The 15,062-nt window shown below is 65.2% G+C and carries 11 protein-coding genes; 6 read left to right on the top strand and 5 right to left on the bottom strand.

Annotated features, from left to right (window positions below; translation table 11 throughout):
* Positions 1–135 precede the first annotated feature (135 nt).
* The 3 genes from KLP40_RS15820 (at position 136) to KLP40_RS15810 (ending at position 5,859) form a co-directional block, all read left to right on the top strand.
* Positions 136–2,031, top strand: a complete 1,896-nt coding sequence (locus tag KLP40_RS15820) for a cytochrome-c peroxidase (RefSeq protein WP_215594815.1) — start codon at positions 136–138, stop codon at positions 2,029–2,031.
* A gap of 87 nt (positions 2,032–2,118) precedes the next feature.
* Complete coding sequence (locus KLP40_RS15815) at positions 2,119–3,537, top strand: 3' terminal RNA ribose 2'-O-methyltransferase Hen1 (RefSeq protein WP_215594814.1); 1,419 nt, start codon at positions 2,119–2,121, stop codon at positions 3,535–3,537.
* Between the two features lie 324 nt (positions 3,538–3,861).
* A complete protein-coding gene (locus tag KLP40_RS15810; protein ID WP_215594813.1) occupies positions 3,862–5,859 on the top strand; it encodes an OmpA family protein in 1,998 nt (665 codons plus the stop codon).
* Between the two features lie 27 nt (positions 5,860–5,886).
* Here the strand turns inward: KLP40_RS15810 and KLP40_RS15805 are convergent, their stop codons facing one another.
* Together KLP40_RS15805 and KLP40_RS15800 are read right to left on the bottom strand one after the other, a co-directional pair.
* Positions 5,887–6,327 (bottom strand): SMI1/KNR4 family protein, encoded by a 441-nt coding sequence (locus KLP40_RS15805; protein WP_215594812.1) that lies wholly within the window; start codon positions 6,325–6,327, stop codon positions 5,887–5,889.
* 60 nt (positions 6,328–6,387) lie between these two features.
* Positions 6,388–6,828 (bottom strand): SMI1/KNR4 family protein, encoded by a 441-nt coding sequence (locus KLP40_RS15800; protein ID WP_215594811.1) that lies wholly within the window; start codon positions 6,826–6,828, stop codon positions 6,388–6,390.
* 72 nt (positions 6,829–6,900) lie between these two features.
* Here KLP40_RS15800 and KLP40_RS15795 point away from each other — a divergent pair, with 72 nt between their 5' ends.
* A complete protein-coding gene (locus KLP40_RS15795) occupies positions 6,901–9,672 on the top strand; it encodes a polynucleotide kinase-phosphatase (protein ID WP_215594810.1) in 2,772 nt (923 codons plus the stop codon).
* Between the two features lie 72 nt (positions 9,673–9,744).
* Here the strand turns inward: KLP40_RS15795 and KLP40_RS15790 are convergent, their stop codons facing one another.
* Positions 9,745–10,590, bottom strand: a complete 846-nt coding sequence (locus KLP40_RS15790; RefSeq protein WP_215594809.1) for a YwqG family protein — start codon at positions 10,588–10,590, stop codon at positions 9,745–9,747.
* 127 nt (positions 10,591–10,717) lie between these two features.
* Complete coding sequence (locus KLP40_RS15785) at positions 10,718–12,175, bottom strand: MBL fold metallo-hydrolase (RefSeq protein WP_215594808.1); 1,458 nt, start codon at positions 12,173–12,175, stop codon at positions 10,718–10,720.
* Positions 12,176–12,424: 249 nt separating this feature from the next.
* On the opposite strand from KLP40_RS15785, the gene KLP40_RS15780 reads away from it, so the two are divergent.
* On the top strand, positions 12,425–13,198 hold the full coding sequence (locus KLP40_RS15780) for a nucleotidyltransferase domain-containing protein (protein WP_215594807.1): 774 nt from the start codon (positions 12,425–12,427) through the stop codon (positions 13,196–13,198).
* 108 nt (positions 13,199–13,306) lie between these two features.
* Complete coding sequence (locus KLP40_RS15775) at positions 13,307–14,392, top strand: DNA polymerase beta superfamily protein (RefSeq protein ID WP_215594806.1); 1,086 nt, start codon at positions 13,307–13,309, stop codon at positions 14,390–14,392.
* A gap of 84 nt (positions 14,393–14,476) precedes the next feature.
* Here the strand turns inward: KLP40_RS15775 and KLP40_RS15770 are convergent, their stop codons facing one another.
* Positions 14,477–14,758, bottom strand: coding sequence for a hypothetical protein (locus KLP40_RS15770; RefSeq protein WP_215594805.1), 282 nt, complete (start codon positions 14,756–14,758; stop codon positions 14,477–14,479).
* Between the last annotated feature and the right edge of the window lie 304 nt (positions 14,759–15,062).

Below are 15,062 nucleotides of genomic sequence, written 5' to 3'. Positions count from 1 at the left end.
CCCACGCCGGCCGGTTTATTCCGCTAAAAATCTATTCCTACGCGCGTATTGCTTACTCCGCACGCAGCCCTTCGCCGGTTATCGGCGGAGGGTTATTGCTGTCCGAGCCCTGGCCCTGCTTTTTGCTTTTCACCCATGCTTCCCGCTGTTCTCACTGCCCTCCGAACCTGCGCCCCGCTGCTGCTGGCGGCCCTGCTGGCGCTGGCCGGCGCCTGCTCCCGCACCGATGCGCCCGCCCCGCCGCCCGCCGCCGATACCGCCCCCCACCGCGCCGCCCGGCGCGTGCACCGGCACGTAGGCCGGGAGCTGGCGCGGCTGCAGCGGCACGTGCAGCATCAGCTGCTGCCCCTGGCCCGGCGCGGCGCTTCTCCGGATTCGCTGCGCCGCAGCTTCCGGGTGGCCCGGCTGCTGTATAAGCGCGTGGAACCTTTCACCGAGTACTATATGCCCGGCACGGCCCGGCTGCTGAACGGGCCGCCCGTGGGGGAGGTGGAGGTAACCGAAAACAAGGACTTCGAGCCCGGCGGCCTGCAGGTGCTGGAAACGCTGCTCTACCCCACGTATGACGCCGCCAACCGCGCCGAGCTGGAGCGCGAGGTGCGGGCCGTGCAGCGCGAAATCAGCAACGCCCGCACCCGCTGGCAGGTGCAGGAGCTCACCGATGCCCACGTCTTCGACGTGCTGCGGCTGCAGGTGTTCCGGGTGGTAGCGTTGGGCATCACCGGGTTCGATACGCCCCTGAGCCCGGCCGCCACCTTTCCCGAAACGGCCGCCGCCCTGGCCGCCCTGCGGCCGGCCCTGGCCTGTTACGCGCCCGGCCCGGCCGCCCCCGCAGCCGTTCGGCAGGCGTACGCCGCCGCCCAGCGGCAGCTGGCGCAAGCCGGGCAGTACGCCCGCCGGCACCCTGATTTCAACGGCTTCGACCGGCTGGCGTTTATCAAGGACTACGCCAACCCGCTGGGCCGGGCCCTGCTGGCCTGCCAGCAGCAGCTGGGTATCCGGCCCTTTGAGGAGGTGCGGGCGCTGCGCCCCGATGCCGCCACGCTGTTCGATTCGGCGGCCTTCAACCCCGATTTCTACGCCCCCACCACCCGCCACTACCGCACCGAAGCCCGGGTGGCGCTGGGCCGCCAGCTGTTCCACGATGCGGTGCTCTCAGGCAGCCGGGGCCGCTCCTGCGCCAGCTGCCACCAGCCCGACAAGGCCTTCACCGACGGCCTCGCCAAAAACGCCACCCTCACGCCCGGCGGCCTCGTGCACCGCAACACGCCCACCATCCTCAACGCCGCGCTGCAGGCCGGCCAGTTCTACGATTTGCGCTCGGGTACCCTCGAAAACCAGGCCGCCGACGTGGTGGGCAACCCCGACGAGATGCACGGCTCCCTGGAAACGGCCGCCCGCCGCCTGCAGCGCCGCGCCGCCTACGTGCGGCAGTTCCGGCGGGCGTTTCCGGGCAGCGAGGTAGGAGCGGAGCCCACCATCACGCCCGTGCAGATTCAGACCGCCCTGGCCGCTTACGAGCGGAGCCTGGTCCGGCTGAACTCCCGCTTCGATGAGCACCTGCGCGGCCGGCGGGCGGTGCTGAGCCGGGAGGAAGTCCGGGGCTTCAACGTGTTTATGGGGGCGGGCAAGTGCGGCACCTGCCACTTCGCGCCGTTGTTCAACGGCACGGTGCCGCCCGGCTTCACCGAGGCCGAATCGGAGGTGCTGGGCGTGGAAACCGCCCCCGGCGCCCGCCGCCTCGATGCCGACCAGGGCCGCTTCGCCCAGGTGCCGCTGCCCCAGCTGCGCCGCTCCTTCAAGATTCCGACGGTGCGCAACGTGGCCCTTACCGCGCCCTACATGCACAACGGCGCCTACCGCACCCTGGAGCAGGTTATTGCCTTCTACAACGAAGGCGGGGGCCAGGGTCGGGGCCTGCACGTGCCCAACCAAACCCTGCCGCCCGACCCGCTCCGCCTCTCCGCCGCCGACCAGCGCGCCCTCAAAGCCTTCCTGCTGGCCCTCACCGATACGGCCGGCACCCGGTAGCGCGGAGCCACATTCGTGGGCGCGGGAGCTGGTAGCGGCCGGCGGGTGCGTATCTTGGCGCTTCGTGTATTGTATCCGTTAGCGGCCATGCTCCTTACTATCACCACCACCCACCAGCCCGCCACCGATCTGGGCTACCTGCTGCACAAGAACCCCGCCCGCCTCCAGACGCTGGAGCTCACCGCCGGGCAGGCCCACATCTTCTACCCCGAAGCCACGGCGGAGCGCTGCACGGTGGCCCTGCTGCTCGAAATCGACCCGGTGGGTCTGGTGCGCAGCCAGAAAGGCGCGGCCGAGAACTTCGCCCTGGCCCAGTACGTGAACGACCGGCCTTACGTGGCCTCCTCGTTTCTGAGCACGGCCCTGGCCAAGGCCTTCAACACGGCCATGAACGGCACCTGCCAGGACCGCCCCGGTCTGCCCGACGAGCTGCTGCCGCTGGCCGCCACCGTGGCCGTGGTGCCGGCTGCCCACGCCGGGCAGCTGCACCGGCTGTTCGGGCCGCTGGGCTACGATATCGAAACCGAAGCGCACCCGCTCGACCCGACCCGGCCGGAGTGGGGCGAGAGCCCCTATTATACGCTGCACCTGCGCCATCCGGCCCTGCGCCTGCGCGACCTGCTGACGCACCTCTACGTGCTGCTGCCGGTGCTCGACAACAACAAGCACTACTACATCGGGCCGGCCGAGGCCGAGAAGCTGCTGCTGCGCGGTGGCGAGTGGCTGCCGCGCCACCCCGAGCGGGAGTTCATCACGCGCCGCTACCTGCGCTTTGCCGAGTACGTGAACCCCACGCTGGCGCGGCTGCTGGCCGTGGAGAAGGATACCGACGAGCCCGCTCCTGCGGCCGGGGCCACTGCGGAGCTGACTACCGCCCCCGCCGACCCGGCCGCCCCCGGCCAGAAGCTCCACGACCAGCGCCTGGACCGGGTGGCCGAGGAAATCCGGCGGCTGGGGGCGAAGCGGGTGCTGGATCTGGGCTGCGGCGAAGGCAAGCTGGTGCGCCGGCTGCTGCAAAACCCGCAGATTGAGCACGTGCTGGCCCTGGATGTGAGCTGGCGGGAGCTGGAGCGCGCCGCCCAGCGCCTGCACCTAGCGGAGATGCCCCCGCGCCAGCGCGAGCGGCTCACGCTGGCCCAGGGCTCGGTGCTCTACCACGATGCCCGCCTGGCTGGCTACGACGCGGCCGCCGTAGTCGAAGTCATCGAGCACCTCGACGAAAACCGGCTGACCACCTTCGAGCAGGTGGTGTTTGCCCGCGCCCGGCCCGGCAGCGTGCTCGTCACCACCCCCAATGCCGACTACAACCAGCGCTACGAAACCCTCGCGGCCGGCGACTTCCGCCACCACGACCACCGTTTCGAGTGGACCCGGGCCGAGTTCCGGGCCTGGTCCGAGGCCGTGGCCGCCCGCCACGGCTACCGGGTGCGCCTGGAGCCCCTGGGCCCGGAAGCGGCCGAAGTAGGCGCCCCCTCGCAAATGGCCGTATTTGAGCGGCCCGCGTAGGGGAGCTGCGGCATTGATGTAGTGACGCGTAGCCACGTTTTGTCGTTCGGGTTGCTTGTCTGGAAAGCCGCGGCCACCTGATCCGAATGCAACGGCACCAGCTCCTGATTTTGTAAGCCTGGGCTGGTATCGTTCACGGGGAGGCGCGAATCCGCATCCCTACAACCCCCGGTCAGTGAGGTGCTTGGGGCTATTGGAAGTGGGAGGGAAAGTAGTCAGGGAGTTACCGGCGGGCTTCCCGAATTGGGGGGCGAGGGGGGGGGATTCCCGGGTTTTGGCACCAATAAAGTGGCAACATCCGGTCCGGCTGCCTATTTTTGGGGAATGACCAACCGTCTGCGTTCCGGTTTTGGGAAGTTCTGGCTGTTCTGGCTGCTGATGCTGAGTCAGTTGCCGGTTTCAGCCCAGCGCCCGGCCGGCCAGACTTACACCGATGCCCGCCTGGGCTACCAGCTGGTGTACCCGCCCGGCTGGCTGGTGCACTTCGCCGACGAGCGTACCACCGATTTCTACCAGGGCGAAACCTGGGAAACGGCCGCGGCCGTTGTCACCTTCCGCCTGCGCCCGCTGCCCGACAGCCGCAAGGACCTTAACCTGCTCGCCGCCGGCCAGCTCGACTCGGTGTGGCAGTACGTGCGCACGCTGCCCCGGGCCCGGGTACTGAGCCTGCGCGAGCGCGAGGCCGGCCGCGTCCAGCAGCTGCAGTACGAGTACGCCTACGACGCCCCGGCGGGCCGCACGCGGGTAATCGGGCGGCGGCTCTGGCGCAACGGCTACGAGTACCGCCTCGAATTCCGCTCCCCGGAGGGCCCCGCCGACCGGTTGCGGGCCGCCGGCCGCCAGCTGGTCGAGTCGCTGCGGCTGCTTGAGCCGGGGCCGCCCAGCCGGCGCACGGCCCCGCCCGCTCCGGCGGGCTGCGACGACAAGTTCTACGGCATTGCCGCCCTGCGCGTGCACGACGATATCTGGGAGGACGACTGCCGCACGATCCACGAGTTTTCGAGTCTCGACCCCGCCCACCCGCCCCGCATCCACCGCCAGGTGCTGCCCTTCCAGTCCTACGCCCTGGCCAAGGGCTTCGATAACTGCCTGTACTCGGTCACGAAGGCGCCCACCAACGCGCCCGAGTACGTGTACCGCTACAACCCGGCCACCCGCCAGGGCGAGTACACCCGCTGGCAGCTGCCGGCCCAGGGCTCGGGCGGCGTCTGGATTTCGGGGGCCACCGACGACCGGGGCGACCTGTACTTCAGCACCACCGACGGCAACCTGCTGGTGCGGGTGAGCCCCACCAAAAACACCGTGAGCACCGTCTGGAGTACCGATCCGCTGCGCCGGGCCAGCTACTTCAAAGCCCTGGGCTTTGCCGGGGCGGGCACCCACGCCAACTTCTGCTTCGACGCCGACCGCACCCTCTACGAGGTGTATAGCACCGACGGCTCCCTGCTGCGCATCCACCTCGACACCCGCCAGCCGGCCCCCGACATCCTGCCTCTGGATGGGCTGCCCGAGCGCGGGGGCTACAGCGGCATTCTGCTCCAGAACGACGAGCTGGGCAACCGCCGCCTGTTTCTGGCCGGTCCCAAGGCCATTTATCAGGTCGATTTGGATGGGCAGAAGGTGGCCAAGGTGCGCCGGGGCGTGTACACCGATCTGGCCGGCTGCAACCTGTTCCGCCAGCTACCCCCCGAGGAAGCTCCTCCGCTGGCGCCCGCCCTGGCGCCCTGGCGGGGCCGCATCCTCGATGCGACTACCCTGCGGCCCCTGCCCCGCACCCAGCTGCGCCTGCGCCCCAGCGCGGCCGCCCGCCCCGATACCAGCTTCGCGGCCACCGACGGGTTCCGGTTCCCGGCCCGCACCGGCCAGGCCTACGCCCTGCAGCTGCGCCTGCCCGGCTACGTAGCCCTCGATACGGTGCTGCCCGCTGCCGCCGAGCCCTACGCCCACGACATCCTGCTGCGCCCCCTGACCGTGGGCGCCACCCTGGAGCTGGAAAACGTGCAGTTTGCCCGGGGCCAGGGCGAGCTGCTGACCAGCTCCTTTCCCGCCCTCGATTCGCTGGTGTCTCTGCTCACCCAGTCGCCCGGCCTCATCATTGAGCTGCGCGGCCACACCGACAACGTGGGCGACCCCGAAAAGAACGTGGAGCTAAGCCAGCGCCGGGTGGGGGCCGTGAAAGCCTACCTGGTCAGGCACGGCGTGGCGGCCGAGCGCATCAGCGGCATCGGTCTGGGCGGGGCCGAGCCCAAGGCCAGCAACGCCCAGGAAGCCACCCGCCGCCTCAACCGCCGCGTCGAGTTCCGGGTGACGGGGATAAGGTGAGAGGTGTGAACTGGGGTGGGTGACTAATCAGTTAGCAAGCTCAGATGCCCAGTCAAGCAATCCAAAGACGCCGCCCTGTAAGAATCGGTGGATAAATAAGGCCAGCGAATCGGTCAGAAAGACCGTTTCTCCATCCGGCTCCTGGCTTAGAATCCGGTAGCTACCACTTTCCGGTAGTATTTCCACTATCCAAAAATCAACGCAAACGGCATACTCGGCAAACAGGAATTGATGAGGCTGGTAGTCTTTGAAATGGATAACCTCCTCAATTGGCGTAATATGAAACAGAAGTTCAGCGGATTTAAACCCGTTGCAAAAGGCGTAAAACTCCCGAAAGTCAGAAGGAAGGGCTACCCCCAATGCTGCCTCTAATTGCTGCATCAGGTGTGCGCTGGCAGGTGGGTACAGCGTGATATCCGTCTGCGCCAGACCTGCTTTGAGGGTTGCTATGAGTTGCTGAATAGTCATGAAGGACTGGAGCTAACGGCCGATGGTAGTGTTTGTATTGCCTAACAGATGCAATGCAAATCAGGAATTGAGTGCTTTAACTTCTTCAGGCCAATGATAGAGGCCTTTATTACCGAACACACCACCCTGTAGAAACCGATTGAGGAAGACTACTAGTGAATCCGTCAGTGTAACATTATGATGAATTCGATATACAAACTGAGTTGTAAGTTCCACCTCCCACATGTCACAGTAGATCATATACTCAGCTATGTAAAAATGATGGTGGGTAAACTCTTGCTTTCGCTCAAGTATCTCTTCCAGAGGAATCATCCGAAACAGATCTTCCGCTGATTCAAAACCGTTGCAAAACAGGTAAAACTCGCGAAAGTCAGTGGGAAGAGTTAGCTGCATTTCTCGTTCAAACTGGAGCAGGAGCTTCTCACTCGCACCGGGATATAGCGTAATATCTGTTTGGTTCAGATTAGCTTTGAGCGTCGATAGTAACTCGTGAATCATCATAGAAACCTGCTTTATGGCGAATGATGGTCCAATATAAAGTGACTGTCTGTTTAGCTGTTATTCATGCCCCCGATGCCCCAACCTACTACCACGCTCCGGCTTCCCGAACTGTCCCTGGTTTTGCTCATTGGCACCTCCGGGGCCGGTAAATCCACGTTTGCGCGGCGGTTGTTCGCGCCCACTGAAATTGTGTCGTCGGACCAGTGCCGGGCGCTGGTGGCCAATGACGAGAACGACCAGTCGGCCACGCCAGAGGCCTTTGCTTTGCTGCACTACCTGGTGGGACTGCGCCTCAAGCGCGGCCTGCTGACGGTGGTGGACGCCACCAACGTGCAGCCCGAAGCCCGCAAAACCCTCGTGCAACTGGCCCGCGACTACCACGTGCTGCCCACCGCCGTCGTCCTCGACGTGCCCGACCGCGTGGCCGAGGACCGCAACCGGGCCCGGGCCGAGCGCCAGCACCTGGGCCGCCACGTCATCCCGAACCAGCGCCAGCAGCTGCGCCGCAGCCTCAAGAGCCTCAAGCAGGAGGGTTTCCGCCACATCTACCACCTGCGCGGCCCCGAGGAAGTGGACGCCGTGCAGACCGTGCAGCGCGACCCGCTCTACAGCAACCGCCAGCAGGAAACCGGCCCCTTCGACATCATCGGCGACGTGCACGGCTGCTACCAGGAGCTGGTGCTGCTGCTCGCGGAGCTGGGCTACGCCGTGGAGGAAACGCCCGTGCTGGATGCGCGGGATCTGGGCGTGCGCCTGACGCGGGTGGCCTCACCCCCCGGCCCCCTCTCCGGAAGAGAGGGGGAGCCTGACGATTCAACGGTGGCCGGAAATGGCTCCCCCTCTCTTCCGGAGAGGGGGCCGGGGGGTGAGGCAATACGTAAGGTCCTCTTCCTCGGCGACCTGGTGGACCGCGGGCCGGCCTCGCCGCAGGTGCTGCGGCTGGTGATGAGCATGGTGCGCGACGGGCTGGCGCTGTGCGTGCCCGGCAACCACGACATCAAGCTGCTGCGCTACCTGGGCGGCAAGCAGGTGAACGAAAAGCACGGCTTTGCCGAAACGGTGCGGCAGCTGGCCGCGGAGTCCGACACGTTCAAAAGCCAGGTGCGGCAGTTTCTGGATGGGCTGGTGAGCCACTACGTGCTCGACGGCGGCAAGCTGGTGGTGGCCCACGCGGGCATGCGCGCGGAAATGCAGGGCCGCGGCTCGGGGGCCGTGCGCGCCTTCGCGCTGTTCGGCGAAACCACCGGCGAAATCGACGAGTTTGGCCTGCCGGTGCGCTACAACTGGGCCGCCGAGTACCGCGGCCGGGCTATGGTGGTGTACGGCCACACGCCCGTACCTGCGCCCGAGTGGCTCAACAACACCATTGATATTGATACGGGCTGCGTATTCGGCGGCCGCCTTACCGCCCTGCGCTATCCCGAGCGGGAGCTGGTGTCGGTGCCCGCCCAGCAGGTGTACTGCGAGCCGGTCCGGCCCCTGCGGGCCGAGTTGCCAGTTGCCAGTTATCAGTTGTCAGACCCGGGTGGAAATCAGAATGAACTGACAACTGACAACCAACAACTAACAACTCAGCTAACCGCCCAACAAGCCCACGACGACCTGCTGGATTTGCAGGATGTGCTGGGTAAGCAGATTATCAAGACGCGGCTCTTGCCGTCGGTGACGGTGCGGGAGGAAAACGCGGCGGCGGCGCTGGAGGTGATGAGCCGGTTTGCCCTCAACCCCAAGTGGCTGCTGTACCTGCCGCCCACCATGAGCCCCTCCGAAACCTCGGCCCTGCCCGACCTGCTGGAGCACCCCGCCGAAGCCTTCGACTACTTCCGCCGCCAAGGGCAGGAGCGGGTGGTGTGCGAGGAAAAGCACATGGGCAGCCGCGTGGTGGTGGTGCTGGCCCGCAGTGAGGACGCCGCCCGCCGCCGCTTCGGAGTAGTGGGCGAGGGGCCGGGCAAGGTGTACACCCGCACCGGCCGCAACTTCTTCACCGATGCCACCCTGGAAGCCGCCTTCCTCACCCGCCTGCAGGCGGCCCTCACGGCCAGCAGCTTCTGGGAGCGGTTCGGCACTGATTGGGTATGCCTCGATGCCGAGCTGCTGCCGTGGTCGGCCAAGGCCCAGGAGCTGATCCGCAACCAGTACGCCGCCGTGGCCGCCGCCGCCACCGCGGCCCTGCCCGAAGCGGCGGCCGTCCTCACCCAGGCTGCCGGCCGGGGGCTGGAGGGGGTGGAGGCGCTGCTGGCCCGCACCAGCGCCCGCCAGCAAGCCGCCCGACACTACGCCGAAGCCTACCGCCGCTACTGCTGGCCCGTGGACAGCGTGGAGGATCTGCGCCTGGCCCCCTTCCACCTGCTCGCCACCGAAGGCCGCACGTACTTTGACAAGGACCACGCCTGGCACATGGAAACCCTGCGCGCCGTCTGCCTCCAGGATGAAGGCCTGCTGCGGGCCACGCCCTACCGCGTGGTGCACCTGCGCGACCTGGCCGATGTGGAAGCCGCTACCCAGTGGTGGCTGGACTTGACCGCCGCCGGGGGCGAAGGCATGGTGGTGAAGCCCTACGACTTCATCCCCGCGGGCCAGAAACACCTGGTGCAGCCGGCCCTCAAGTGCCGCGGCCGCGAGTACCTGCGCATCATCTACGGCCCCGACTACCTGCTGCCCGGCAACCTGGAGCGCCTGCGCGAGCGAAACGTGAAAAGCAAGCGCAACCTGGCCCTGCGCGAATTTGCCCTGGGCGTGGAAGGCCTCGAGCGGTTCGTGGCCGGCGCCCCCCTGCGCGAGGTGCACCAGTGCGTATTCGGCGTGCTGGCCCTGGAAAGCGAAGCCGTGGACCCGCGGCTGTAGAAAATCTGTAAGGGACAGTAAACTCCAGCAAAAGGCCTGAATTTCTGTAAATTCAGGCTTTTTGCTGGTAAGCTAATAGCATTGTAAGATAACCCAGCTTTTGTCAAAAGCTCGGGCTTGCAAATCCTGCTCCTTGATCCAGAAATATAGCCGCCCAGCATCACCCCACATCATTTCGTTTTCTTCTTCGTTGCTATCAACCTGCAATAACAGGCGCCAATCCGCAGCCTTAGATTCCAAGTCTTTGGCGCGCGGGTCTTGGTAGCCGGAAGGGTCGCCGCAATACAGGCCGTTGGTCACCAGCTCACATTCCAGCTCCATTTCTCCTTGAATGGTATCCGCGTAGCCCAGCATTTTGTTGCTTGATCCTCCCTCGTTGAAAATTTCGAAGATGGTTTCCTGTTCATCTTCGCTGAGGTTGTTGAAGATAGGCGAGTCGAAGCACATGCTGATTTCGGCCTGTGGCACCAGGGCACAAGGCGTGAAACGGGCATCTTCAGCCAGGGAATCCGGGAAGGAGGCACTTAGCAGGTTGCTACCATCTCCATGGTAGAACTGTACGCTGAACATACCGGCATCCTGGATGTCGTAGCCCCAGGCTTCCTGCTCAGCAGAGTAGAAGAAATAGAGTATTCCGGTTTTGGGTAGTAACCCCTGCTCGTCAAACGGGGCCACCTCCTGCAGATTGATTTGGGCAATAAAGGAGAGCGGCTTACCGGTTTGCGGTTCCGTGGGCCAGGTGTGGTGAGGAGGTAAATCGGGACTTCCGCCCGTGTGAGAGCTGCCGGTGGAGCTGAGTTCGGTGGTATCGGGAGCCAGGTGCAGCCGGATAGTGGGCCGGGTAATGGTGCGCAGGGTATCCCAATGATGCGCCAGCTTGTTCTGCGTCAGGGCTTCAACGAATTCGGCTTCGGTCATGAGTAGTGATAATGGGGGATAAAAACGGTGATTGATGGTGCAACTGATTTTATGGACATAGCTGAACTAATAGCCCGGTGACTGGCCCAGCGGGGAATTCACTGGCCGGGGGCTGCCCACTGCGCCACTATTTCACCTGCATGGCCTGCTCAATATCCGAAAACGGAATGATAGTCTTAACGCCGTAGTCGGCCACGGGCCACGACTGCACCACGGTCTGCACGTCCAGGTTCAGGGCACGAACCGCCTGATACAGGCCGGCCTGGCGGGCGCTGGCTTTGCGGGGCGGCCCTTCCCGCCTGATCCACACCAGGTCGTCCTCGAAGAGCAGCTTCTCGCTCGGGAAATAGTACACCAGATAATCGTTGGTATGCGCGGAGCTGGCCCCGATAAAATGAATCTGCATCTCAAACCGGCCATCGGTGATGGTCTTGCTGCTCGTCACTTCTTCCACCTGCAACGGGCGCGGGCGCAGGTGCAGGCTGTCGGGGCGAAGGGTGCGCGGGGCGCCGGCGAGTGTGCGCACGTAGTCGGCGGTGCCCGGCCCGCACAGTATGGTGGCGCCCTGCCGCACGAAGGGGCGCAGGCCGCCCAGGTAGTGGGGGTGATAGTGGCCGGCGACAAAGTACCGGACGGGCTTGCCCGGCGCAAGCCGGCGGGTTTCGGCCAGAATAGCTTCGCCGTTTTCGCTGGTAAGCGGGGCTTCGGCCACCACCAGAAAGTCGTTGAATTCCACCACCAGCACCCGGTCATCGGTGTGCTTTAGCTCCAGAAAGTGCAGGTGCGGGCTGTACGTCTGAACTGCTATCGGCGGTATAGATGGGCTAACAGCCCGCATCTGGTAGCCCTCGGGGCGGCTCAGGACCGGCGAGGCCCCCGGCACAATCCCTGCCGCCGACAGGCGCACGTCGTCCCGGATCCGGCCGTTGAGCTTGCTGATGCCGATGGTGGTGGGATACCGGACTTTGCCGGTGCGGGCGTAGCTCTGATAGGTGTAAGTAGTCAGTACGTCGCCAAACAGCTCATCGGGCTGCAGCACGGTGGCGTGGTCCAGCAGCCCATCGGCCTGGCGAATGAAGAGCCTGACCCTGGCGTCGGCAACGGGCGCGCTGTACACCGCCAGGCCCGGCTCGGCCGACCTGGTTACGGCAGCCGGGTGCTGCACAAAGTACTGGAGCAGCAGCACGGGAGAATAGCGGGCGGTGGTGAGCACGTAGCCGGCAAACCTGGCGGGCGTAACGGCCAGCAGCTCCTTATCACCGTAGTCCAGCAGCAGCAGCTCTTCGGGACTGAGCTGGCTTTTGGAGGAATAGGTTTTGCCGTCCTGCGTAAGCGTATCCTGCCGCAGGAAGTTGCCGGCGTTAAGCCAGGCGGTGCCGTGCTTGTCGTAGCGGGTGGGCTGCCACGGGTACTGGCTGTGCTCCAGCTCGTTGGCCGTTTCCTGGTACCTGAACGTCAGGTATCCGGTGGCCAGCGGTTGGCCCTGCTGGCTCCAGCATTGTTGCAGGTAGTCCTTGGGCTTGGCTTGTGCCTCGCTTGGAAGCAAACCCCAGGTGATGAGTAGCAGGGAATAGAAAACGCGCATAGTAGGTGAATAACCGGAAAGCACCCGGGGTATGACGCAGGTAAATGTAGCGGATAAATGCCTCGCTGCTAGCCGGCAGTACGGTCTAGGGCCCGGCGGGGCGTTCGAGGCGGGTATCGGGCACCAGTCACAGCAGGGCTACCGGCACATAGAATAGTTGATGGTGCAGTTTAGGGATTCGGCGGAAAAACGCAACGCAGCACGCTACCTTAGCGGGTAAGCCGCTACCCGTATTACTTCCTGTTCCCCGTGCAGCACCGCATCCAGACCGCCCTCACCCAGCTCGAAGACACGCACAACATCCGCATCCTGTACGCCTGCGAGTCGGGCAGCCGGGCCTGGGGTTTCCCCTCAACCGATTCCGACTACGACGTGCGCTTCATCTACAGTCATTCCGCTGACTGGTACCTGACCCTCGAAGACGGCCCCGACACGCTCAGCTTCCCCGTAGACGATGAGCTGGACCTGGGCGGCTGGGAGCTGCGTAAGGCCCTGAAGCTGCTGCGCGGCGCCAACGCGGCCCTTTTTGAGTGGCTCCAGTCGCCGGTGGTGTACCGGGAGGCGGCCGGGTTTCGGGCGGCGCTGGGGCCGCTGCTGCCCGCCTGCTGGAACCCCCGGGCCGGCCTGCACCACTACCTGGGCCAGCTGCGGCGCGGGGTGGAGGAGGACCTGACCAGCGAGCAGGTGCGCCTCAAGCGGCTGTTCTACGCCCTGCGCTCGGCCCTGGCCGCTAGCTGGATTCAGCAACGCCCCACCGAAGTGCCGCCGATGGAGTTTGCCCGGCTGCGCGAGCTGCTGCCTGCGGCCCTGAACAGCACGGTAGATGAGCTGCTCGCCCAGAAAGCCACCGCCAACGAGAAAACCACCGTGCCCCGGCCGGCGGCGCTGGTGGCCTACCTGCAGCAGGAATACGAAGCCGGCCCGGCCGCCCGCGCCACCCTGCCCGTCCCGCACCAGCCCAACCCCACGCCGGCCCTGGACGACGCGTTCCGGGCCTGGCTGGCTGGCGATAAACGATTGTAGAGACGCGACCCTTCGCGTCTCCCGCTAGAACGACCGGCAACGGCCCCCTCCATTATCACCTCAGCAACGACGAAACGCGAAGGGTCGCGTCTCTGCAATCGTTCTACTATGACCATCGACGACCTGCGCCAGCGGGGCCTGATCCTGTTTGAAGCCCTGAGCGGCAGCCGCGCCTACGGCACCGACCTGCCCCACTCCGACGTGGACCTGAAAGGCGTGTTCATCCTGCCCGAAACCGAGTTCTACGGCCTCGACTACGCGGCCCAGGTGGCCAACGCCACCAACGACGAGGTGTACTATGAGCTGCGCCGCTTCGTGGAGCTGCTGCTCAAAAGCAACCCCACGGCCCTGGAGTTGCTGGCCTCGCCCGCGGATTGCGTGCGCGTGCGGCACCCACTGTTCGAGGCGTTTCAGGTGGAAGATTTTCTCTCGCAGCTGTGCCGCCAGAGCTTCGCCGAGTACGCCGTGGCCCAGATCAAAAAGGCCCGGGGCCTCAACAAGAAAATCAACCACCCCGAGCCGCCCCAGCGCAAATCGGTGCTGGATTTCTGCTACGTGACGGCAGGAGCCGGGGCGCAGCTGGTGGCCACCTGGCTGGCGCGGCGCGGCATACAGGCCAGCCAGTGCGGCCTGGCCAACGTAAACCACCTCCACGACCTGTACGCCCTGTTCGTGGACGAAACGCCCGGCCGCCGCCACGGCTACCGGGGCCTGCTGCGCGACGCGGAAACCTCCCAGGACGTGCTGCTCTCGGCCGTGCCCAAGGGGGAGGCGCCCGTAGCCTACCTGAGCTTCAACCGCAACGGCTACAGCACCTACTGCCGGGTGTTTCGGGAGTACCAGGAGTGGGAGCAGAAGCGCAACCCCGAGCGGTACCAGAACACGGTGCAGCACGGCAAAAACTACGACGCCAAGAACATGCTGCACGTGTTCCGGCTGCTGGGCATGGCCGAGGAAATTGCCACCACCGGCCGCCTCCACGTCCGCCGTCCCAACCGGGAGTTCCTGCTGCAAATCCGCCGCGGCGAGTTCGGGTACGAGCAGCTGGTAACCGAGGCCGAAGCCCTGGTAACCCGCGTGGAGGCCGCTTTTGCTGCTTCCGGCCTGCCCGAAACCCCCGACCGGGCCGCCGCTGAGGCCCGGCTGGTGCAGGTGCGGCGGGCCTGGTACGCGGGGCGGGCGGCGGGTGAGTAGCTACGCCGCCCGCAAAGGGTGTAATAGAAAAAGCCTTTCCTGCCGTAGCGGCAGGAAAGGCTTTTTTATCGGTTTCCGGAACGGCTAGTTGTTCGAGCCGATGGTCGTGTTGCGGGAGCGGCGCGGGGTGCGCTTGCCGTCTTTCTTGCGCTTGCGCCAGAACTGGAACCACCGCTGCCGGTAGCGTACGGTACGCTTCATGCGGGCTTTGCGGCTGCGGCCTTTGTAGGTGCGGTAGTTGGGGCGGTGCACGTACACCTTGCCCCGCATTTTGGCGCGGGCGGCCGGCCCGGGCCCGGCCAGGGCCGGACTAATGTCGGCCAGCCCCATCAGCAGTAGGCAGAGAAAGAGAAAAAAACGGGTCATAAAGAAAAAGGTAAAGCCGCGAAACGCAGGGCGAAGGTACGGGTCCGGCTGGCAAGTATTCGGCCAGAAAGAAGACTCTACGAAAAAAAATCCGGGCTTGGTTTGTGGAAAGTTCCCCCGGGGCGCATCAGCAGGAGGAAATATCTTTTGCTCCCCGCCCTATGACGCAAATTCTACTAGGACTTACGCAAACGGCTTTCTCAGCGTACCAAGCCCATGAAAGTCACCGCTCAATTGTATGGCCAGTTTCTGCTCAGCAGCCAGGTCAACTACACCGGCACTTACTTGGCCGAGCACCTGGCCG

The sequence above is a fragment of the Hymenobacter piscis genome (assembly GCF_018760735.1).
In the GTDB taxonomy this organism is placed as follows: Bacteria; Bacteroidota; Bacteroidia; order Cytophagales; family Hymenobacteraceae; genus Hymenobacter; species Hymenobacter piscis.
This window is presented reverse-complemented; position numbering and strand designations above follow the sequence as displayed.

Coding starts and splice junctions, on each gene's coding strand:
- KLP40_RS15770 (WP_215594805.1), bottom strand. CDS start 14,758: ATGACCCGTTTTTTTCTCTTTCTCTGCCTACTGCTGATGGGGCTGGCC.
- KLP40_RS15820 (WP_215594815.1), top strand. CDS start 136: ATGCTTCCCGCTGTTCTCACTGCCCTCCGAACCTGCGCCCCGCTGCTG.
- KLP40_RS15785 (WP_215594808.1), bottom strand. CDS start 12,175: ATGCGCGTTTTCTATTCCCTGCTACTCATCACCTGGGGTTTGCTTCCA.
- KLP40_RS15810 (WP_215594813.1), top strand. CDS start 3,862: ATGACCAACCGTCTGCGTTCCGGTTTTGGGAAGTTCTGGCTGTTCTGG.
- KLP40_RS15775 (WP_215594806.1), top strand. CDS start 13,307: ATGACCATCGACGACCTGCGCCAGCGGGGCCTGATCCTGTTTGAAGCC.
- KLP40_RS15795 (WP_215594810.1), top strand. CDS start 6,901: ATGCCCCAACCTACTACCACGCTCCGGCTTCCCGAACTGTCCCTGGTT.
- KLP40_RS15800 (WP_215594811.1), bottom strand. CDS start 6,828: ATGATGATTCACGAGTTACTATCGACGCTCAAAGCTAATCTGAACCAA.
- KLP40_RS15815 (WP_215594814.1), top strand. CDS start 2,119: ATGCTCCTTACTATCACCACCACCCACCAGCCCGCCACCGATCTGGGC.
- KLP40_RS15790 (WP_215594809.1), bottom strand. CDS start 10,590: ATGACCGAAGCCGAATTCGTTGAAGCCCTGACGCAGAACAAGCTGGCG.
- KLP40_RS15805 (WP_215594812.1), bottom strand. CDS start 6,327: ATGACTATTCAGCAACTCATAGCAACCCTCAAAGCAGGTCTGGCGCAG.